This is a genomic window from Amphritea sp. HPY (assembly GCF_050870985.1).
Classification (GTDB): Bacteria; Pseudomonadota; Gammaproteobacteria; order Pseudomonadales; family Balneatricaceae; genus Amphritea.
This window is the reverse complement of record NZ_CP194015.1, coordinates 2,424,939-2,444,392: the sequence shown is the minus strand read 5'-3', so window position 1 is coordinate 2,444,392 and position 19,454 is coordinate 2,424,939. Positions and strand designations below refer to the sequence as shown.

Here is a 19,454-nt window from a genome sequence, read left to right as displayed (position 1 = left end):
TTGAAGCTTTTTACCATGGGTGTGTAACTAAAATGCGTATTAGTGCAGTGTTTCGTCGGTCAGGCTTTCTTCACTGACCAGTAACACACCGTAACGGTGATCCAGGTACTCTTCCAGTTCCCATACGGTATCAAAGGTCTTTATCTTACCGTTATAACTGACCTCTAAAGTATCGCAGTCCCAGCCCAGCACGTTCTCGTTTAAATTCAGTGTTTGCATATGTCCCCCTTAGTCGCCCAGTGCCAGTGGCACGGAGTTACGTCAATTCAATTCAATTGAAACAGTATTAAGGGTAGCAGAACATTTTTTTTAAGCAGGGTTTAAAGTCTTGACTTACGAAGTATCGGAGCCTCTGATAAACCGCAGCCGGATAGAAGGTTTTTTCTAGCTACTAGCAGCATCGCTTGCGATGTGTTCTAGCTAGCGGCAAAGCCGCGATCTAGCTACTGAATTAATAAAAAAACCGCCATAGGGCGGTTTTTTATTCAACAATATCAAGTGTTTACTTGCTTTTCAAGTTGCTTTGTACTGTCTCGCTGTACCATTCCATAAAGTTAATGATACCGAACTCAAAAGTCTCTGAGTAAGGCCCAGGCTGATAACCGACAGAGTTGATACCGCGCTGATTTTCTTCACCCAGGATACGATCCTGTTCATTGGTAGCGTCCCATACCTGACGCAGACGTGCAGGGTCGTAATCAACACCTTCTACAGCATCCTTATGGACAAACCACTTTGTCGTTACCAGCGACTCCTGAGCGGAGATCGGTAGTACCCGGAATACGATGAAGTGATCGGACTGCATGTGGTTCCAGGAGTTCGGCAAGTGCAGAATACGCATAGAGCCCATCTGTGGATTCTTGATCCGGCCCAGCAGTTTACTACTGCCGGCTTCACCGTCGAGGGTCATTACCTTGGTGCCTTTCTTCAGCGGCATCCGAACGATACGGTTGCGCAGACCCGGGCCAAAGCTCTGGTGCTCGTGGGGGATACCTTCAGCGTCCCACTCTGCGGATTGCTCAGCGTGGAGTTCGACAAACTCTTTTGACGCACGAGGGTCCTTGGTATCGTCAAATTCAAGCAGTGTATTCAGCAGCTCAGGGTGGTTACTGGCGCAGTGGTAACACTCGCGATTGTTTTCGATAACCAGCTTCCAGTTGGCTTTCTCGTACATGTTGGATTCCACCGCCAGTTTGGTGTTCTCCACATCGTACGGCTCCATGTACTCTTCCAGAGTCTCCAGGAACTGATCGAAATCGCCTTCCGGTGCTTTCTTAGCCAGGGATATAAAAATGAAACCGCCAGCGGTTTTGCAATGTGCTTTCTTCAGGCCGTGCGCCTTCATATCGAAGGCATCGCCCATCTCGGTACCGGCGAACAGCAGGTTGCCTTTCAGGTCATAGGTCCACTGGTGATATGGGCAGACCAGGTTAGCGACTTTGCCGCGGTGTTCGGTGCAAACCCGTGAGCCACGGTGACGGCAGGTATTGTGGAAGGCATTCACGCTGCCATCGGCATCACGTACGATCAGGACAGGATTCTGGCCTATCTCAACCGTGAAATAATCGCCTTTAGAAGGGACTTCGCTGGTCATGCCGACAAACAGCCATTCCTTCTGAAATACCTCTTCCATATCGATGCGAAACATCTGCGGATCGTTATACAGAGGCTGTGGCAGAGAATAGTTAGCCGGGCGGGCTTCCAGCAGGTTTGCCATCTCCTGCCTTGCATCTTCAATAGTGGCGCTGGTGGTATTCAGCAGATCGTTCTGGTTCATTTGTTTTTATCCTCATAAGCACCAGAGTGCAATTTTTATAAATCCGCTGTTCATACAGGTTGCTGTTAGGACAAAACCCTACGAACTGTGTCGGCATTACCGATAACGCTATCCTCGCTCAAGAACCTTGTCGCAGATTGACCATTTGCGACATCGGACTGTACCTAAATCGACTTCAGGGCTTGCAGTGGCAAGCTCTGGTCGCAATAAGCAAGTTTTTGTCGTTACTGGTTAATTTTGTAAATCGTGCTGGGCAGACAATGGCTGGAACTGGTAAATGCAGGGGATCCCTGTGCCGTTTAATTGTTATTTGCACAGGGCCTTCAGGCCTTAGAAGAGAGATAGATTATGACCAATACAGTTCCTGTTGTTGTCAGCGCTGACAACTTTATCCCGGTTAACACTCAGACCTGGGTCAATGGTCGTCACAACGTGCGTTGCGTCAAAGTGATTAAAGAAACCTGGGATGTGCGCACTTTCTGCTTTATGTCTGAGCAGCCGGTAATGTACTTCTTTAAGCCGGGTCAGTTTGTAACTCTGGAACTTGAGATCGATGCAAAGCAGGTGATGCGTTCGTACACTATCTCGAGCTCTCCATCGGTACCATACAGTTTCTCTATCACGGTCAAACGGGCGCCGGGCGGTAAAGTATCAAACTGGCTGCACGATAATATGCAGGAGGGCGATGAGCTGGCAGTACACGGCCCGGTCGGTGTGTTTAACTGTATTGATTATCCAGCCAGCAAAGTGTTGCTATTGTCTGGTGGCGTGGGTATTACGCCGATGATGTCTATGGCCCGCTGGTTCTTCGATACCAATGCCGATGTCGATATGGCATTTGCCCACAGTGCCCGTACCCCGGGAGATATTATCTTCCAGCGTGAACTTGATCATATGGCATCCCGGATCGGTAATTTCAGTCTGCATCTGATCTGCGAAAAGATTGATAACGGTCAGGCATGGCACGGTTATCGCGGTTATCTGGATCAGGCTAAGCTGGAGATGATCGCTCCGGATTTCATGGAGCGGGAAGTATTTTGTTGTGGACCGGGTCCTTACATGGCTGCGATGAAGCAACTACTGGAGAGTAACGGTTTTGATATGAGCCGCTACCATGAAGAGTCCTTCGGTGAGACTCCGGTAGGTATCGCCGAGGATGCGAAAGATCAGGCCGATAGCGCTCAGGAAGAAGCTCTGGCAGTTGATCAGTCTGAAATGATTCGGGTCGATTTTGCCAATACCGGTAAGAGTATTCAGATTATGCCGGGTGAAACCCTTCATGCTGCAGCATCTAAGCTTGATCTGAATATACCTAAGGCATGTGGTATGGGTATCTGTGGTACCTGTAAGGTGATGGTGAAAGAGGGTGAAGCGACTATGGACCATAACGGTGGCATCACCGATGAGGATGTGGCGGCAGGCTATGTTCTGTCTTGCTGCAGTGTGCCGCAGGGCGATGTGGTAATCGATTTTTAAAGCGACATCACAGTCCAATTAAAGGGGAGGCTTAGCCTCCTTTTTTATTGGACTGTCTATCCTTTATCGTAATATTGATGCTTCCACCAAGCTTTTCTTATGAAAAAAAACTGATAGTTATCAAGTAATTTGGCCTCAGCAGTGAGATTGAGACTTTTTCCTATATACAGATCTATACTGTTGTTCAATATTAAACACAGGAGAACAGTTTTCAGGGAGGAAGGGGGAGCGCTCTGATGCTGTATGCGGATGTTGTGGGCGTAATGACGATATCTGTCGATGGGTGAAGTGGATGTATACGGGAACGGTAAAGTGGTTTAACAATGTAAAAGGCTTTGGTTTTATTATATCGTCCGATTTTGACGAGGATCTGTTTGCACACTATTCGGCGATTCTTGTTGATGGTTATAAGAGCCTTAAGGCGGGTCAGGCGGTCGAGTTCGAAACTAAGCCAGGTGATAGCGGAATTCATGCGGTAAATATTAAACCGGTCAGTGAACTGGAATCCCAGGAATCTGAAGCGCTGTAACTGGGTCAGATGAGTCATTTGAAGCAGTTTGATTACCTGAACCGGTATAATGAGCGATTAAACAATAAAAAAAGACAAAACTAAAGCGCTCCTGTTGGGGCGTTTTTTGTATCTGAGATATCTGTTATTACCTATCCGGTGGTATGTTCTTGTACCCTGTCGGGTCTGTATCTTTAGAGATTGCTATCGAAATATTAAAATTCAAGGGCGCGATCATTCACAGGAGAGTCGATGAAAATCATCAGAGCGGATAAAACTGATATCCCAGATGTAGCCCGACTCTTCGACCTGTATCGGCAGTTTTACCGATGTGATACCGATCTGACGCTGGCAACCCGGTTTATCTCTGAGCGGATTGAAAACGGCGAGTCGGTGATCTTTATAGCTGTTGAGGATGGGTCAGTAATAGGCTTTGTTCAGTTGTATCCATCATTTTGCTCGGTGGATGCGATAAAGATATTTATTCTTTACGATCTGTTTGTTGAGTCGGGCAGGCGTAAGTCAGGCACCGGTAAAATGCTGATGGAGCAGGCCGCCGTTTTTGCCTGTGAGCATGGAGCCGCCAGAATTGACCTGCTGACAGGAAAAGATAATACGCCGGGGCAGCGGTTGTATGAGAAGCTTGGTTTTCAGCGTACAAATGAAGACTTCTATGCTTACTCGTTAAATTTATGACATAAAAAAGGAGGCTTTTGCCTCCTTTTGCTTTTCTGGTTTTATCTGATGATAGTTTTACGCTGCAACACTACCGTGCGGGTCGATAACGTACTTCTTCGCTGCGCCACCATCGAAATCGGCATAGCCTTGTGGCGCCTGCTCAAGGCTGATCACCTGAACATTGATCGCTTTAGCAATATCGACCTTATCGAACAGGATCGCCTGCATCAGCGCGCGGTGGTATTTCATTACCGGACATTGGCCAGTATGGAACGAGTGGGATTTTGCCCAGCCCAGGCCAAAGCGCATGCTTAGAGCACCTTGCTTGGCTGCGTCATCCACAGCGCCAGGATCTTCAGTAACATACAGGCCCGGAATGCCGATCTGGCCGCCAGCGCGGGTCATTTCCATCGCCGAATTCAGTACAGTTGCCGGTGCTTCAACTCCGTGGTTACAACCACAGGCGTGGGCTTCAAATCCTACGCAGTCGACGAAGGCATCAACTTCACGTTCACCCAGGATAACTTCCAGTTTATCGGCCATCTCGCCTTCCTGACGCAGGTCGATGGTTTCACAGCCGAAGCTACGCGCCTGTTCCAGGCGATCTTCGATCATATCACCGACAATAACGCAGGCGGCACCCAGCAGTTGAGCAGATACTGCTGCAGCCAGACCAACAGGACCTGCTCCTGCGATATACACAGTTGAGCCAGGTCCAACACCTGCGGTAACGCAGCCGTGGAAACCGGTAGGGAATATATCGGATAGCAGTGTCAGGTCACGGATCTTCTCCATCGCCTGGTCAGAATCCGGGAACTTGAGCAGGTTAAAGTCGGCATAAGGTACCATGACGTACTCAGCCTGACCGCCTACCCAGCCGCCCATATCAACGTAGCCATAAGCCGCGCCCGGACGGGCAGGGTTCACGCTGAGGCAGATACCGGTATTGCCCTCTTTACAGTTACGGCAACGGCCGCAGGCGATGTTAAACGGTACAGAAACGATATCACCCGGCTTCAGGAACTCGACGTCACTGCCGCACTCCAGAATCTGACCGGTGATCTCATGGCCCAGAACCAGACCGGATGGAGCGGTGGTACGGCCACGAACCATATGCTGGTCGGAGCCACAGATATTAGTGGTCAGAACACGCAGTATTACACCGTGTTCACATTTTCGGTTGCCCAGCGCCAGTTCTGGGAAAGCAATAGATTCAACAGCGACTTCACCCGGGCCTTTATAGACAACACCACGGTTGGCATGGTTGCTACACATGGTAACTACTCCTGTTATTGTTTTATTTAGCGCGCTTCCAGGTTTCCTTTCGGACTACCTACAGCATTGTGGAAGGCGCCACGCCACTTTAGCGGGAAGCGGAAACCGGAAACTGACCCTGACCGGCACAGGAGTTGATCGGGAGCGACAGGATAAAAGCCGAAGGCTTTTATACAGTGGCTAGATCGCCGGACAAGCCCGGCTAGCTAGAACGCTGAGCAAGCTCAGCTGCTAGTGGCTAGAAAAATCAAAAACAAAAACAAAAAACTAATAATTTGGTGTCAAGTTTTTGGTCTATTTACGAGGTGAAAATATACCTCGCACTGAAACAAAGTTAGAAGGCCTTCAGGTATTTCATTGGCTAGATTGCCGGACACGTCCGGCTAGCTAGAACGCTGAGCAAGCTCAGCTGCTAGTGGCTAGAAAAATCAAAAACAAAAAAAGGAGACCGAAGTCTCCTTTGCATACCGGGAAGGTGCTATTTGGATTCCCGGGTAATGCCGAACTGTCCATCTGGACCGCTAAGTAAGCCGGGACCTGAAGGTTGCTCCAGGTTGTTGCTGTATTGGTAGTACTGTCCGTTGCTGCATCCGCTTAGCAGATAGATCAGTACTGCAATTCCTGTCAGCTTGTGCCAGTTCATAAGCTACTCCTAGAACTTAACCCGCGCACCGGCAATCAGTGCATCGATATCCTGTAGGTTGATTCCAGAGCGATCCAATTCATAGGTGCGCCAGCCGAGATAGGTTTCTGTAGACCATGAATCGATCTTCTGCACGACCTGCAAACCATAGCTGGTTGCTTCATCGCCATCCGTGTGAACATCGTCAGCGCCGTGATAATCTACCGAGAATGCGGTCATACCGGCACCATTCATGCGGGTCTGGTAACCGAGTTTTGCATAATAGAAGCTTGGGTCACTACCGCTGGAAGCATCTTGTTCACCGGCCGCGAGCGTCAGGTTCAGACCGCCCTGCAGGAGAACGGATACAGAGCCGTTGACCCGGCTATCGACACTGGAGGAGTCGGGTTCAGAATATGCCACTGCGCCGGCCACCTTGGTACCATCGTAGTTAGCAGAATACCTGAGGGCGGTATCCCAGACATCGTTTTCAATGGCGCCAACCGAGAAGGTAAAGCCGCCGAAGGCTGGTGTATCATAGCGGATACGATCCTGTCGGCCCTGGCCATCGTAGTTAGTGAATACATTACCTGCGGTGAGAAAACTATCAGGTCCAGTTGATACGAATGATCCACTGCTATCACGGAATTTAATCCCGCCAGCCATATCCGTGGTGGCGGAGTAGCCTGCCAGAGCTGTTCCGGAGAGATCCATTTCAGAGGTGCCTTCCGATGCAGTCCAACCCTGGCCGACCCAGAGTTTGCCGTACTGCTTGCTGGCGAAGTAAACCTCGGCACGGCGTTTGGTAAAGCCGTCAGAGGTTGTTCCATCTTCATCGTCTTGAGTCACACTTGAGCTTGAATTGGATTCGAGCTGGACTTCCATAGCGGCGCCAACGGTCATATCGTCGGAGACATCGGCTTCGCCGATAACCCGCATCCGGGTAGAGGAGGCATCATTATCCACATGGTAGACGTTGCTGCTTTCACCGTCATCGGCCCACAGCAGGCCCCGGTTAACATGACCAGACAGGGTGACACGAACTTTGTCATTGCCTGATTGAATTCCCTTGCCTGCACTGCTCTGGCTTGCCATCTGCGCTTTTTCTTCCGCTGCAGCGGCCATCTTTTCAGCGTTGGCTGACTGCTTTTCCAGTTGATCGAGTCGTTTAGTCATCGCTTCAATCTGAGCCCGAAGGGCTTCAACTTCAGTATGACCTGCGGCCAGAACGGATGTGGTTGAGAAACAAGCCAGTGATGCGGCAATTGATACCGTGAGGAGTTTTTTCTGCATTTTCATAGGGCTGATCCACCTTGTCGTTTAAGAGACTACCCGGAGACGAGAAAACGTACTGATTATGACTTAATCGTACAGCTATTCTCTTAAGCCGGGCCCGGCTTCCCACCCCCAATAGCATTAAGTAATAGCAGGGAATGATCTATTGTCTAATAATTAACCATAAAAGCCCTTGTTTTTGCTATAAAGGTTGCAAATAGAGGGATTCAGCGGTTTTTGGTTGATTAATATGTATGCTTCAAGAGAGCAGGGGGATAGGTGAATTTTGCGAATTATCGACAAAAATTCATGCCGGTTAGCGACATCTGAACAACATATTTATTTTGCTTTTTTTGATCTGCATCAAGAGTAAATTGGGTGCTTGTGTCGTTTTTGGGTAAGCGTTGTCCCGGAAAGGTCGTTTTTGGTGATTCGGCTTTTTTTCAGCGGGTTATTATGAGTCCTGACGTTTTTGACCCGATGACGTTCAACCAGGCAGGTGAATGGGGTAAAACGTAAATAATTAAGAGACCGATCAAGGCGCAGAGGTTGGGATAAAAATGCAGTTCTATGCTGCTATCTAACCCCTGAAAGATAAGTCCTACGATAATAAAAAATAATGTACTGATTGTTGTGTTTCACTAATTGAAGCTATCTCATCGTCAGCGATGAGCAGTACGTTAAAGAGGGCATACCGATGACCAATGTTGTTGCACTGAATTCTGCTAATGGCGAACCGAAGCTGACCCGGGTTGGTTTTCTATTACTGGACAATTTTACTATGATTGCGCTGGCTTCTGCGATGGAGCCCCTGCGAATGGCGAACCAGCTGTCTGGTGAGGAATTGTACAGCTGGCATATGATTACTGAAGACGGTAATCCGGTATCTGCCAGTGATGGCTTAAGTTTTAATGCCGATTTCTCCATAGCGGATGCGCCGGATCTGGATATTATTATTGTTGCCGGTGGCGTCGATATCACGCGCAGCTTCCGGCCGCGTCAGGTCAGTTGGCTACAATCCCAGGGGCGTCGGAAAACGATTTTGGGTGGTATCTGCACCGGGACATATGCATTGGCCCATGCCGGACTTCTGGATGGCTATGATTGCAGTGCGCACTGGGAGTGTATGGCTGCGTTGCAGGAACGCTTTCCTAAGGCTAACTGCAACAACCGCCTGTTTACGATTGACCGTAATCGTATGACTTCTTCCGGTGGTAATTCGCCATTGGATATGTTCTTGCATCTGGTTTCCTTGCAGCATGGTCCTAAACTGTCCAGTGCGGTATCGGATATGTTTGTCTGCGATCGTATTCGTGGTGAATTTGATCAGCAGCGGGTGCCACTAAGGCAGATGCATAACAGCGGTCAGCCTAAGCCGAAGTTGGTGGATGTGATCGAACTGATGGAAAATAATCTGGAAGAACCCATTGAGCTGGATGAACTGGCATGCTTTGTCGACGTTTCACGGCGCCAGTTGGAGCGCATGTTCCATAAGTACCTGAGTTGTTCGCCGTCGCGCTATTACCTGAAATTACGCCTGGACCGCGCCCGACAGCTGTTGAAACAATCCAGTATGTCGATCGTTGAGATATCAGCCGCCTGTGGTTTTGTGTCAACGCCGCATTTCAGCCGCTGTTACCGCAAACACCTTGGCATCTCGCCACGGGATGAACGTAAAAGTGTCTGGGCCAGTAGCGGTCAGAGTAATGTGTTGCGTGATCCGTTACAGGAAAACCTGATGATGGTGCAGGCTGCCCGTTCCGCTTCCGCTCTCAATTATGCTCAGACTGAGCCAAGTTTTGGTTCTGTCGCTATATAAAAGCAGTGGCTAGATTAAAAAACAGTGGCTAGATCGCTGCTGCGCAGCTAGCTAGAGCGTGACGCAAGCGTCACTGCTAGTGGCTAGAAAAGTCAAAAACACAAAGCCTTCTTAACTGAGGGCTTTTTTGGGTCTGGTTTGTGTGCGCAGTAAGAGAACTTGTTCAGAAAGGCTATTTAAAGAGGGTTTTGATCTTCGTTTATTCTAGCTTGATGTTGGGCATCGCTGCGCTCAGCACCAACCTACAATTCTTACGAAGTGCCGAGGTAATCCCGGCAGGTCCTGAATTAAGAAGGCTTTTTACGCTTTTTCTAGCCATTAGCGAGCTGAGCTTGCTCAGCGGTTCTAGCTAGCCGCTTCGCGGCGGTCTAGCCACTGCCGTTCTGTCCCTCGCATGGCTGGGTGATACACCGAAATAATCTTTATAGCAATTACTGAAATGACTGGTACTTACAAAACCGCTGGCCAGGGCTATGTTTGTTACTGACTCGTTGCTTTGTAACAGCAGTCGGCGGGCATGGGTAATTCGCAATTCCAGATAATACCGGCCCGGTGAAGTATCCAGGTGGGTCTGGAACAGACGCTCTGCCTGACGCCGCGATATATCCACATACTCGGTCAGTTCGTCAACGCTCATCGGCTCTTCAATGTTTGCCGCCATCAGTTCGATAAGATCACGCAGAGTCTTTGGCAGACGAGGGTCATCACCGATCGGCGTCAGTTTTTGGTTGCTGCTCTCTGATAACTGATCAGAACTGAGGATCTCCCGGATTGCCCGTACTACTTGCTTACCGTGGGTGTGCTCTATCATGTGCAGCATCATTTCCAGGGCACTGACAGGACCGGCGCAGGTCAGGCGTTTGTTATCGCTGACAAAAACCTGGTCAGCAACTTGTACCCTGGGAAATTTTTCCCGCATATAGGCATGGTTATCGGGGTGCAGGGCGCAGCCCATATTATCCAGAAGCCCGGAATGTGCCAGTGCGATGGCTCCATTCCATAAGCCGCCTAGTGTTAATCCTTGTTTAGCAGCTTGCCTCAGGGTCTGGGATAACAGAGTATTTTCCGTTGTATTACAGCGAAAGCCACCACAGATGATCAGAATATCCGGTGTTTTGGTGATCTCCTGCGCCAGGGTCGTCAGGGTGGAGTGGCTGGCGATCTCAATCCCCAGGTCACTGGTAACGGGGGCAGAATCCCCCCCATAGGTCTGATAGCTGAATAATGGGCTGGTTCTTACCAGGTTAGCAGTGACCAGCGCATCCACAGCGGCCGTGAAAGCCATCATTGAGAAATGCTCCTGGAGTACGAAGCCGACCCGACAGAGCTCGCCAGAAAAGCTCTCGGAGGGGAGAAAAGCACTGTTTGTTTCACGCATCAGGTTGCTGAACTGTCGTTTCTCTTTGGCTTCAGGCATTTTATAGCGCTCTTTTTATTGTTTGTTCTGCGTTATAGCACTGTTTTTATACTCTTAAAATCATCTGGTGTTGAAAGTTATTAATAGTCGTAAATAGTTGTAAAAAAATGTAAATGTATATTTATAGATAGACATGTTTATCTGGTTATATGATTTACATATATGCTGTTTTATATCTTGAAATTAAACTAGTATCTGTTTTGTAGGGAAATAATCGTTAAATGTAATTCTATGTTTACAATGATTCTTGGTGATTTTTTATTTGAGTATTTTAGGTTGGTTTTTACGCCCTTTTAAATCTCGTTTTATCTCTGTATAAAATAATGGTTCCTTTATATCTGTCCCTTAAAAGGCCGATGTAAGAGTGCAGCGCGAACTATAAAAATAATCTTCCAGATGGAAGACGCGGAGAAAATAATGAAAAAGATTCAAAATCCATTCAGTCTCAAATCACTTATCGCGTCCAGCATGGTCATGGGTGCTTTACTGGCAACTTCTGCAGAAGCGACAACACTTCGAATTGCCAGCCAGCATGCGCCTGATCAGTACGCTTCTGAGGTACTGCGTCAGATTAAAACCGACCTGGAAGGTGCCGGTGTCGACCTGAAAATTAAGCTTTATCCTGCGGGTCAGCTAGGGTCAGGCGAGCAGTTATTGGGCGACACAGTACGTGGCGATATTGATATCGTACACTCATTTGTTTACAGCCATAAGGATCCGGTACTGGAGATCAACTCCCTGCCATACCTGGTATCTAACTATGATGAAATGGAGAAGGTATTCAGCCCGGGGTCTAACTTCTACGGTATCTTCGATCAGCGTATGGATAAGATGGGCCTGAAACTTCTGGGTGTTACTGCTGAGGGCTTTATTGGGGTTATGTCATCATCCGTTCCGGAAAACTATAAGACTACCGGGGCCAAGGGCCAGAACATTCGGGTCTGGAGTGCGCAGTCTGCGAAGCTGGCAACACAGGATATGGGCTTCAATACAACCACAATTGACTGGGGCGATGCCTTCCCTGCCATCCAGCAGGGAGTGGTTGATGGCATGATCGGCGCTACACCCGAGGCGACTTACACCACGTTTAAGGAAGCGATAAGTAACTACGTGCCATACAACGCTTTCGTAGAAAACTATGCCTACTATGCCAGTAAGAAAACCTGGGAGAAAAAGCTTAACGACGAACAGCGCAAAGTGATCGCTGAGGTATTTGCCAAAGCGGCGGCAGGTTTTGTTGACTGGAGTCGTGAGAATGATGCTGCCAATCTGAAGAAGCTGGAACAGTTTGGAGTTAACATCCTGCCTATTTCCGATGCCGAGCGTAGCGCTATTGCACAAGAGATTCGTGCCAAAACCTGGCCTAAACTGGAAGATCGTTTAGGCAAAGAGGTGCTGCAAAAAGTCATCGCCGATCTGTAAACCGATCGTCTTAAGAGCCTTTTTGTCTATCAACACATAAAGGCTCATTTTCTGTTACCTGCACGGCTATATCTGAATAAATAGATATGGTCGCGGGTATTAAAATAAATAATAACAAGAGTGAAGCTGTATGCATCTGAATATACCGCGCCCGCTCGGTAGGCTGGTTAGTGTTCTTCTTAATATTAAGAAATACTTTCTGGCGATATCCAGCCTTATTATGGCCTTTGTCTTTTTCTTTGTAGTTGTTCTTCGTTATTGGTTTCAGGCGGACCTTTTTGCTTATGAAGAATGGGTGTTAATGATCGCATTCTGGATTTATTTTCTGGGAGCGGCGGTGGGTAGTTATGAAAACACCCATGTAAAGGCTGATTTTCTTCTATCGCTTATCGATAACGTTAAAACTAAATGGATAGTTGTTAACTGCACTCTTTTTATTGAGACCCTGATCTGTATTGTGCTCAGTTATTGGGGCTGGCTGATGCTGGCGGAAGAGATCAGCGCCTACCCGGATTGGCAGCGAACCACCGGACTGGAGTTGCCATTTTTTATTCCCAAACTAGGTATCTTTCTGGGATTCATATTAATGACCTTGTATACCGCGCTGCATGTTTATAGCGGCTTGCGTGATGGCCCCAGTAAGGAGTGGGAATCTGATGAAACGCCTCCGCACATATAAGAAAGGACTTGTTCAAACCTTTCCCAACTACGGGTATTCACGATGTTAATTTTAGCTATTCTTCTGGTTGTCTGTGTCGCCCTGGTGATTGGTATTCCGGTACCTTTTGCCTTTGGTCTGGCACTGATTTACATGTCGCTGACCGGAGATCATGATCCGGCTGGCTTTCTGGCGTCCGGGCACTGGCGTATGAATGTTCTGGTGCTATTGGCAATTCCGCTGTTTATTATGGCGGGCACTATTATGGAGCGGGGTAAGATAGCCCAGCCTCTGGTTGAGCTTGCTGAAGTGTTTGTCGGTCGTTTCAAAGGCGGTATTGCTTATACCGCAGTGGGGGCCAGTGCTGTCTTTGGCTCTATTGCGGGCAGTGCGACGGCAACGCTGACCTGCATTGGCAGCATTATGATGCCGCAACTGCGCAAGGCAAATTATCCCGAAGGGTTGTCGGCTGCTTTGATAACTAATGCTGCGCCATTGGGGCTTCTGATTCCGCCCAGCGCGATTCAGATTATCTACGCCTGGGTGACCCGGCAATCGGTGCTTAAATGTTTTCTGGCGACAATAGTGCCGGGTCTGATTTTGGTAGTTCTGCTGTGTATCGTTAACTATGTGATGCTGCGTAAATACAACAATATCAAGGTGCTGCCTAAGTCGGATAACCTGACTAAAGAAGTCGCCAAGAAAAGCCGTTTTGCCCTGCCAGCTCTGTTGATGCCATTTATGATTCTGGGTGGTATCTATGGTGGCATCATGACGCCAACTGAAGCGGCAGGTATCGCGGTAGTTTACGCCATTCCGGTGGGCTTCTTTATCTATAAAGGGTTAAATCTGGCCAACTTCAGAGATGCGCTGGTTCAGTCTGCCACGACTACCGGTGTGGTGATGGTGATGTTCTTCATGGTGATGATCGTTAGCCGGCTACTGATTTTTGAGGATATCCCTGATCTGGCGAAAGAGCTGATCTTCTCAGTATCTGATAACCCGATCATAGTGTTGGTGATGATCAACGTTGTGATGATTCTGATCGGTATGCTGATGGATGATGTCAGTGGTGTATTACTGGCTTCGCCGTTGCTGTTTCCAATAGTAGTGGAGCTGGGTATCGATCCGATTCAGTTTGCAGCCATTGTTGGGGTTAACCTGGGCATGGGTAATATCACGCCGCCAACCGCACCGTTACTATATCTCGGTTCACGGGTGACCGGGGTACGGGTGAGCGCGATGTTGAAGCCGACACTGATCATGATCCTCTTTGCGTGGATACCAACGCTTATTCTGACCACTTATATTCCGCAGATTTCACTGTTCCTGCCGGAGATGGTGTTCGGTTAGTTGAAGCGGTGAAGCTGGCGATAAGTTATTGCTGTAATTAGAACAAGGCCCTATGGTTTAGAGTAACCACAGGGCTTTTTTATGGGCCGGTAAACTGGATTAGAAAACATCTGATGCATCGATTAACACCCTCTTCAGCCGAAGTCTGTTTAGTTCCTATCAACGAATGCCATGAACCGCTGGTGGATCTGAAACAGAGCGCTGATCTGCTATACGGTCCGCCGCCCGAGTGTCCGGCTACGGCCCCGGATTATACCCGTATGCGAAAGGGTATTTATGAGCGGCTGCTAATCGTGCAATCCCAGCTACCTGAAGGAATATATCTGCGGCTGTATGAAGGTTACCGCAGTCTTGCTGTGCAACAGATGCTGTTTGATGATGAATTGGAGCGGGTACGAAAACGCCAGCCGGGGATCGATGAGTATGAACTTTTCGAAGAAGCGACCCGAATGGTTTCCGCAGTGATTTATCCTGATGGAAGTCACAATGTGCCACCCCACAATACCGGCGCGGCAGTTGATCTGGAATTGATTAATAGCAATGGGGTAACGCTGGAATTCGGTATGGATATTCACTGCTGGACCGAGGTTGATCCGGATCTCTGTTTTACCATGGCAGCAGGCTTGTCTGACGAGGCCGTCAGTAACCGTAAGCTGTTAGTCGATGTTATGAGTGCTGCCGGGTTTGTGAACTATCCGCAGGAGTGGTGGCATTTCTCCTATGGAGACCGGTTTTGGGCCTTTCTTACCGGGAATAAAGACGCAATCTACGGGCCTGTTTAAAACAGTAGCTAGAACGCCGCTGCGCGGCTCGCTAGAGCGGAAGGTAAACCTTCCTGCTAGTGGCTAGAAAAATCAAAGGCAAAGTCAAAAGCGACAGTCAAAAGCTAAAAGCTAAAAGCACAGTCCCCCTTATACCTGCGTTTTTACCTCATTTAGTTAAGAAGGCATTTATGTTTTTTCTAGCCACTAGCAGGTGCGCTTGCGCACCGTTCTAGCTAGCGGCGAAGCCGCGATTTAGCCACTTAGAATTTCCTGCTGCGCTGTTATTTCCAGTCCTGTGCCAAGCCAACCGTTGCAGCCATCACTTGGCCCAGTTCTTTCCGGAAATGATCCTGAACAGTTTCTCCATTGTCCGCCTGTTGCTCAAGCTGGCGTAGTAATTGGCTGGCCTGAGCAAAGCCGATAGTATCGCAGGCACCGGCTAGTTTGTGTGCCTGCTGGGAAATTTCGTAGTCATCGGTGGCACGGATACTTTGCTGCAATGCTGGCCACAGTTCATCGTGAACCTTACAAAACCCCTGCATCAGGGTGGCCAGCTTTTCAGATCCCAGCATCTGTTGGTGGACACTCACTACCGCTTGATCCAACAACGGGTGAGCCGCCGCATCCGGGGCTACTTCAATACTGGCTTCAGGAATTGTGCTATTGCCAGCGATTGCCTGCAGCAGTTGCTCTTTGTGAACCGGTTTAGCGATAACACTGCTGATGCCTGCATCCAGATAGTTATGGATATCTTCCGGCCGGACGCTGGCGGTCAGTGCGATGATCCGGGTGTTCTGGTTGATACAGTCCGGGTCATTATTGAGGCGGGCGCTGACCTCTAAGCCACTCAGGCCCGGCAGGTGCATATCCATCAGGATCAGATCGAATCGTTGTTGCCGACCCAGTTCCAGAGCTTTGATACCGTCACCTGCGATGGTGACTTCATGCTTCTGTTCTTCAAGCAGTCCCAGTACAACCTGCTGATTAATTTCGACATCTTCGACCAGAAGTATTTTTTGTTGCTGCATCGCCGCATACTCAATAGGTAGAGAATCCTGCTCTGCAGCTGAGTTGCTGGCCTGTGTTAAATTGAGTTCCAGCCAGAAGGTACTGCCTTCGCCTGGAATACTATTGAGGCCGATTTGTCCGCCTAAGTGTTCAGCCAGCTCTTTGCAGATTGCCAAGCCAAGACCGGTGCCACCAAAGCGGCGGGTTATGGTTTCATCGGCCTGGGTAAAGCGATCGAAGATGTGTTGTTGCAATTCCGGAGCGATGCCGATACCTGAGTCAGAAATTTCAAAACGGATCTTCTGTTGTTGCTGATTACCTGACCGGCTTTGCGCTTGTTCAGGTAATTGTTCTACCTTGAGTTTCACTTCACCGCTATCGGTAAATTTAATTGCGTTGGCCAGCAGATTGGTCAGGATCTGCCGCAGGCTGCTCTCTTCGGATTGAAAGATATCTGCCACATCGCTACTGCATTCAAGCTTAAGTTGCAGCTTTTTGCGATCGGCTTCGGGAGATAGCAGGGTGGTCAGGTTATGCAACAGGTTATGCAGCGAGAATCGGGTGGGGCTGACACTATAGGCACCTTCCACCAGGCGGCCATATTCAAGCACATTATTGAAAGTTTCCAGCAGGGCATTAGTGGCATCGTGCAGCACCTGAATATGTTGCCGCTGACGGGAATCCAGTTGCGAGTTTTCCAATAGCTGGATCATCCCCAGCATACCGTTCATCGGGGTGCGGATCTCATGGCTCATAGTAGAGAGGAAGCGGGACTTAGCGTTGCTGGCCTCTTCGGCTGCGTCCTTGGCCCGTTGCAGGCTTTCTGTGCGCCGTTCAACCATCATTTGTAACTGATCCCGGTTATAGCGCAGTTCTTGCTGTTCCTGTTCACGCCGCACGATCTCTTGTTTGATCGACTGTCGCATATCATTCAGGGCGTTTACTAACTGATCCAGCTCATCGCTGTTCTTCGGTGGCTGGCGACTCAATGTCAGGCTGTGTTCCAACTGGCCGGCACCGATATCCCGGCTGTAGTTGGCCATTGCTTCCAGGTGGCGGGTGATCTTGCGCTGAAACAAAATAAGAATGACGAGAACGATCAGTACAACCAGCAGGGTCTGATTGAGAAGAATGCTGAAACCGCGTGCCCAGATTCTGTTATAGACCGCTTGAAGATCGAAGCTGACTTCCAGTTGTCCCAGTTTGCGTTGTTGCTCCGGAGTGGTGTGAATAAGATCGAAACTGTGATTTTGCAGTGGATAGTCGGGGAAGGAGTTTAGCTGCCCCTCTATAGCGGTTTCTCCTGTGTCGGTATTTTGGAGAACAAGGTAGCTGACATCGGGCAGATTACGAATTCCTTTCAGTTGCAGCGTTATCTGTGACCGGTCCACATCCCATAGGCTTTTGGCCAGGCTTGCCAGATAACTGCTGCGGATCAGCTCGACCTGCTGATCGATAGCCCGGAACTCGCGGCGATAGTCCAGTGTCAGTTGCAGGGCGGTGGAGAGCAGAATAAACAGGAAACTACAGGCGCAGACATAGATCATCATTCGGAATCCCAAAGGATGCTCGCGGGAGTAACGAGTGATGTTAGGGAGCAGTCCTTTAAGCGGTTTCATGGGCTGGACTCCGCCGCCGTCTGGTCGAGATAGATCAGGCTGTAATAGTCGGTTAATCGGTTAATGGAGCCATCCTGGTACATCTCCTGCAGGCGGCGGCTGAGAAAGGGCAGGTGTTGCTGCAAACCGCTGTTGCGACCGACGGCAAGAAAATAGAATTCAGTACTGACAGGGTACTCCAGCGGCATTACCTGCTCATGAAAACCTAATTTTCTGCTCTGCAGACGACCGCTGAGCAGGCCTATCGGCATAAAATCTATGCGTTGACGGGCCAGTTTTTCAAAGTTCTGCCGATTACGTGAGACATATTCGATACGGTTATTCTGACGTAGAAACTGATCAAAGCTTTCGCCAAAGCTATCGCCAAGTAACAGTCCTGCTATTTTACCTTTAAGATCACCAAGCCCGGTAAAGGGCATGGGATTTTGCCGATTAACAAACAGCGTCACCGGATCAGCTATAACCGGCTGGCTACTGAATCCGAGATAGGCTTCCCGGCTGGGAATGCGATAGGCTGCCACGACAATGTCAGCATTACCTTGTTGTACTTCGAGCAGGCAGCGCTTCCAGTTGTAGCCGGAGCGCAGCTCTACACTGTAGCCCAGTTCAGCAAATAACTGCTGGGTTATGGCAGGAGCAAGGCCGGTCAGCTGTTGGTTACTGACCCAGGAGACGGGCGGATAGAATGGATGCCCACAGGCTTTCAGGGTCCTGCTGTAGCTGGTGCCCGGTATCAGAATCAGCACCAGAATCAGGATTAGAATCTGACTCAGAAAGGCCGGCGAGTAACGGGGCATTACATATCCACGGGTTTCGGGGTAAACAGGTAACCGGCACCATGCACTGTGAGAATCGTTTTGGGATTGGCCGGATCATCGTTGAGTTTGCGTCTTAAGCGACCGATAAGAACATCGACAGTCCGATCACTGGGGACCCACTCCCGGTTACGAATTTGTTCCAGAATTTGCTCGCGACTCATGACACGACCGGAATTAAGCATCAGGGTATTGAGTAGCTGAAATTCCCCTTCGGTCAGCTGAATCTGCTGCTGCATCTCATCAATAAGCTGGCGTCGATCGAGATTCAGCTTCCAGCGTTCGAAGCTTTTAAAGGTATGGGGCAGGGAGTCGGTGGGCTTGGCATCACTACAATGGCGTACCCTGCGTACCAGGTTCTTGGTGCGGGCGAGAATCTCACGGGGATTAAATGGCTTGGTCACATACTCATCGGCACCGCATTCGAGACCGATCAGACGGTCCACTTCATCCAGCCGGCCGGTGACCAGAATAATGCCTACTTCAGTATGCACTCGTAGCTCCCGGGTCAGGGTCAGCCCATCCTTGCCGGGCAGGCGAATATCCAACAGCACCACATCGATGGTTTCAGCGCTGAGAATCCCTTCAGCTTGTTCAGCGGTTTCGGCGCAAAAGACGGTGTAGCCTTCCTCTTCAAAGTAGCTGCTCAGGCATTGCCGGGTCAGCACTTCATCATCGACTACCAGGATTCGGGCATCATTATTCATAATTAGTCATAAGTGAGTGTCGCGGCGTAGTTCTGAAGCGAACCTGTTTAAGGCTCGGCTAAGCGCAAAGGTTCATAACTCCGGGACGACAGATTATTTTTATTATCAGGCTATACGCTAGTGCTTTAAGCATAGGCTTGGCAAGCCATGTTTACATCTTGTTTACAAGGTTTTACAACTTTAAACCCCGGCCCATCGTCTTCAATGAACCTTTGAATATACCTGCTATGCCAGTTTTGGGAACAGAAATACTTATCTTTA

At 49.1% G+C, this 19,454-nt stretch carries 17 protein-coding genes; 8 read left to right on the top strand and 9 right to left on the bottom strand.

The genetic code is table 11. The features are described from left to right. Nucleotides 1-39: 39 nt before the first annotated feature. Complete coding sequence (locus ACQUQM_RS10985; protein ID WP_432474542.1) at nt 40-219, bottom strand: hypothetical protein; 180 nt, start codon at nt 217-219, stop codon at nt 40-42. 283 nt (nt 220-502) lie between these two features. Next, nucleotides 503-1,777, bottom strand: coding sequence for an aromatic ring-hydroxylating oxygenase subunit alpha (locus ACQUQM_RS10980; protein WP_432474541.1), 1,275 nt, complete (start codon nt 1,775-1,777; stop codon nt 503-505). A gap of 348 nt (nt 1,778-2,125) precedes the next feature. On the opposite strand from ACQUQM_RS10980, the gene ACQUQM_RS10975 reads away from it, so the two are divergent. From ACQUQM_RS10975 to ACQUQM_RS10965, 3 genes are all read left to right on the top strand, one after another. After that, nucleotides 2,126-3,253: an FAD-binding oxidoreductase gene (locus tag ACQUQM_RS10975; RefSeq protein WP_432474540.1), complete on the top strand. Its 1,128-nt coding sequence runs from the start codon at nt 2,126-2,128 to the stop codon at nt 3,251-3,253. A gap of 292 nt (nt 3,254-3,545) precedes the next feature. Beyond that, nucleotides 3,546-3,782, top strand: coding sequence for a cold shock domain-containing protein (locus tag ACQUQM_RS10970; RefSeq protein ID WP_432474539.1), 237 nt, complete (start codon nt 3,546-3,548; stop codon nt 3,780-3,782). Between the two features lie 231 nt (nt 3,783-4,013). Beyond that, nucleotides 4,014-4,457, top strand: coding sequence for a GNAT family N-acetyltransferase (locus ACQUQM_RS10965; protein WP_432474538.1), 444 nt, complete (start codon nt 4,014-4,016; stop codon nt 4,455-4,457). A gap of 57 nt (nt 4,458-4,514) precedes the next feature. Here ACQUQM_RS10965 and fdhA read toward each other — a convergent pair whose 3' ends face one another. The 3 genes from fdhA to ACQUQM_RS10950 form a co-directional block, all read right to left on the bottom strand. Then, nucleotides 4,515-5,714 carry a formaldehyde dehydrogenase, glutathione-independent gene (gene fdhA, locus ACQUQM_RS10960; RefSeq protein WP_432474537.1) on the bottom strand — a complete coding sequence of 400 codons (1,200 nt, stop codon included), beginning with the start codon at nt 5,712-5,714 and terminating at the stop codon, nt 4,515-4,517. 478 nt (nt 5,715-6,192) lie between these two features. After that, nucleotides 6,193-6,357: a hypothetical protein gene (locus tag ACQUQM_RS10955; protein ID WP_432474536.1), complete on the bottom strand. Its 165-nt coding sequence runs from the start codon at nt 6,355-6,357 to the stop codon at nt 6,193-6,195. A gap of 9 nt (nt 6,358-6,366) precedes the next feature. Further along, nucleotides 6,367-7,635, bottom strand: a complete 1,269-nt coding sequence (locus ACQUQM_RS10950) for a porin (RefSeq protein ID WP_432474535.1) — start codon at nt 7,633-7,635, stop codon at nt 6,367-6,369. A gap of 673 nt (nt 7,636-8,308) precedes the next feature. Between ACQUQM_RS10950 and ACQUQM_RS10945 the strand changes: the two genes are divergently transcribed. Then, nucleotides 8,309-9,430, top strand: a complete 1,122-nt coding sequence (locus ACQUQM_RS10945) for a GlxA family transcriptional regulator (RefSeq protein WP_432474534.1) — start codon at nt 8,309-8,311, stop codon at nt 9,428-9,430. 349 nt (nt 9,431-9,779) lie between these two features. On the opposite strand, the gene ACQUQM_RS10940 is transcribed toward ACQUQM_RS10945, so the two are convergent. Continuing rightward, on the bottom strand, nt 9,780-10,847 hold the full coding sequence (locus ACQUQM_RS10940) for a GlxA family transcriptional regulator (RefSeq protein ID WP_432474533.1): 1,068 nt from the start codon (nt 10,845-10,847) through the stop codon (nt 9,780-9,782). A gap of 417 nt (nt 10,848-11,264) precedes the next feature. On the opposite strand from ACQUQM_RS10940, the gene dctP reads away from it, so the two are divergent. The 4 genes from dctP to ACQUQM_RS10920 all read left to right on the top strand — a co-directional run bounded on the left by dctP (nt 11,265) and on the right by ACQUQM_RS10920 (nt 15,062). Beyond that, nucleotides 11,265-12,269, top strand: a complete 1,005-nt coding sequence (dctP, locus tag ACQUQM_RS10935; protein ID WP_432474532.1) for a TRAP transporter substrate-binding protein DctP — start codon at nt 11,265-11,267, stop codon at nt 12,267-12,269. A gap of 130 nt (nt 12,270-12,399) precedes the next feature. Continuing rightward, nucleotides 12,400-12,948, top strand: coding sequence for a TRAP transporter small permease (locus tag ACQUQM_RS10930; RefSeq protein WP_432474531.1), 549 nt, complete (start codon nt 12,400-12,402; stop codon nt 12,946-12,948). Nucleotides 12,949-12,990: 42 nt separating this feature from the next. Further along, complete coding sequence (locus tag ACQUQM_RS10925; protein WP_432474530.1) at nt 12,991-14,280, top strand: TRAP transporter large permease; 1,290 nt, start codon at nt 12,991-12,993, stop codon at nt 14,278-14,280. Nucleotides 14,281-14,393: 113 nt separating this feature from the next. After that, entirely contained in the window at nt 14,394-15,062 is a 669-nt protein-coding gene (locus ACQUQM_RS10920; RefSeq protein ID WP_432474529.1) for a M15 family metallopeptidase, read from the top strand. Between the two features lie 263 nt (nt 15,063-15,325). On the opposite strand, the gene ACQUQM_RS10915 is transcribed toward ACQUQM_RS10920, so the two are convergent. From ACQUQM_RS10915 to ACQUQM_RS10905, 3 genes are read right to left on the bottom strand one after another with little or no spacing between them, the layout of a single operon-like run. Continuing rightward, the gene (locus ACQUQM_RS10915) at nt 15,326-17,671 is read right to left on the bottom strand and encodes an ATP-binding protein (RefSeq protein WP_432474528.1); all 2,346 of its coding nucleotides are present in this window, start codon (nt 17,669-17,671) and stop codon (nt 15,326-15,328) included. After that, nucleotides 17,668-18,468 carry a substrate-binding periplasmic protein gene (locus tag ACQUQM_RS10910; protein ID WP_432474527.1) on the bottom strand — a complete coding sequence of 267 codons (801 nt, stop codon included), beginning with the start codon at nt 18,466-18,468 and terminating at the stop codon, nt 17,668-17,670. The genes ACQUQM_RS10915 and ACQUQM_RS10910 overlap by 4 nt, the downstream gene beginning before the upstream one ends. Further along, nucleotides 18,468-19,193, bottom strand: a complete 726-nt coding sequence (locus ACQUQM_RS10905) for a response regulator (protein WP_432474526.1) — start codon at nt 19,191-19,193, stop codon at nt 18,468-18,470. The genes ACQUQM_RS10910 and ACQUQM_RS10905 overlap by 1 nt, the downstream gene beginning before the upstream one ends. Between the last annotated feature and the right edge of the window lie 261 nt (nt 19,194-19,454).

Bases quoted from the DNA above. Each gene is read 5' to 3' on its own strand.
- fdhA (WP_432474537.1), bottom strand. From the start codon at position 5,714: ATGTGTAGCAACCATGCCAACCGTGGTGTTGTCTATAAAGGCCCGGGT.
- ACQUQM_RS10920 (WP_432474529.1), top strand. From the start codon at position 14,394: ATGCATCGATTAACACCCTCTTCAGCCGAAGTCTGTTTAGTTCCTATC.
- ACQUQM_RS10905 (WP_432474526.1), bottom strand. From the start codon at position 19,193: ATGAATAATGATGCCCGAATCCTGGTAGTCGATGATGAAGTGCTGACC.
- ACQUQM_RS10955 (WP_432474536.1), bottom strand. From the start codon at position 6,357: ATGAACTGGCACAAGCTGACAGGAATTGCAGTACTGATCTATCTGCTA.
- ACQUQM_RS10970 (WP_432474539.1), top strand. From the start codon at position 3,546: ATGTATACGGGAACGGTAAAGTGGTTTAACAATGTAAAAGGCTTTGGT.
- ACQUQM_RS10945 (WP_432474534.1), top strand. From the start codon at position 8,309: ATGACCAATGTTGTTGCACTGAATTCTGCTAATGGCGAACCGAAGCTG.
- ACQUQM_RS10915 (WP_432474528.1), bottom strand. From the start codon at position 17,671: ATGAAACCGCTTAAAGGACTGCTCCCTAACATCACTCGTTACTCCCGC.
- ACQUQM_RS10965 (WP_432474538.1), top strand. From the start codon at position 4,014: ATGAAAATCATCAGAGCGGATAAAACTGATATCCCAGATGTAGCCCGA.
- ACQUQM_RS10910 (WP_432474527.1), bottom strand. From the start codon at position 18,468: ATGCCCCGTTACTCGCCGGCCTTTCTGAGTCAGATTCTAATCCTGATT.
- ACQUQM_RS10985 (WP_432474542.1), bottom strand. From the start codon at position 219: ATGCAAACACTGAATTTAAACGAGAACGTGCTGGGCTGGGACTGCGAT.
- ACQUQM_RS10925 (WP_432474530.1), top strand. From the start codon at position 12,991: ATGTTAATTTTAGCTATTCTTCTGGTTGTCTGTGTCGCCCTGGTGATT.
- ACQUQM_RS10980 (WP_432474541.1), bottom strand. From the start codon at position 1,777: ATGAACCAGAACGATCTGCTGAATACCACCAGCGCCACTATTGAAGAT.
- ACQUQM_RS10940 (WP_432474533.1), bottom strand. From the start codon at position 10,847: ATGCCTGAAGCCAAAGAGAAACGACAGTTCAGCAACCTGATGCGTGAA.
- ACQUQM_RS10930 (WP_432474531.1), top strand. From the start codon at position 12,400: ATGCATCTGAATATACCGCGCCCGCTCGGTAGGCTGGTTAGTGTTCTT.
- ACQUQM_RS10975 (WP_432474540.1), top strand. From the start codon at position 2,126: ATGACCAATACAGTTCCTGTTGTTGTCAGCGCTGACAACTTTATCCCG.
- dctP (WP_432474532.1), top strand. From the start codon at position 11,265: ATGAAAAAGATTCAAAATCCATTCAGTCTCAAATCACTTATCGCGTCC.
- ACQUQM_RS10950 (WP_432474535.1), bottom strand. From the start codon at position 7,635: ATGAAAATGCAGAAAAAACTCCTCACGGTATCAATTGCCGCATCACTG.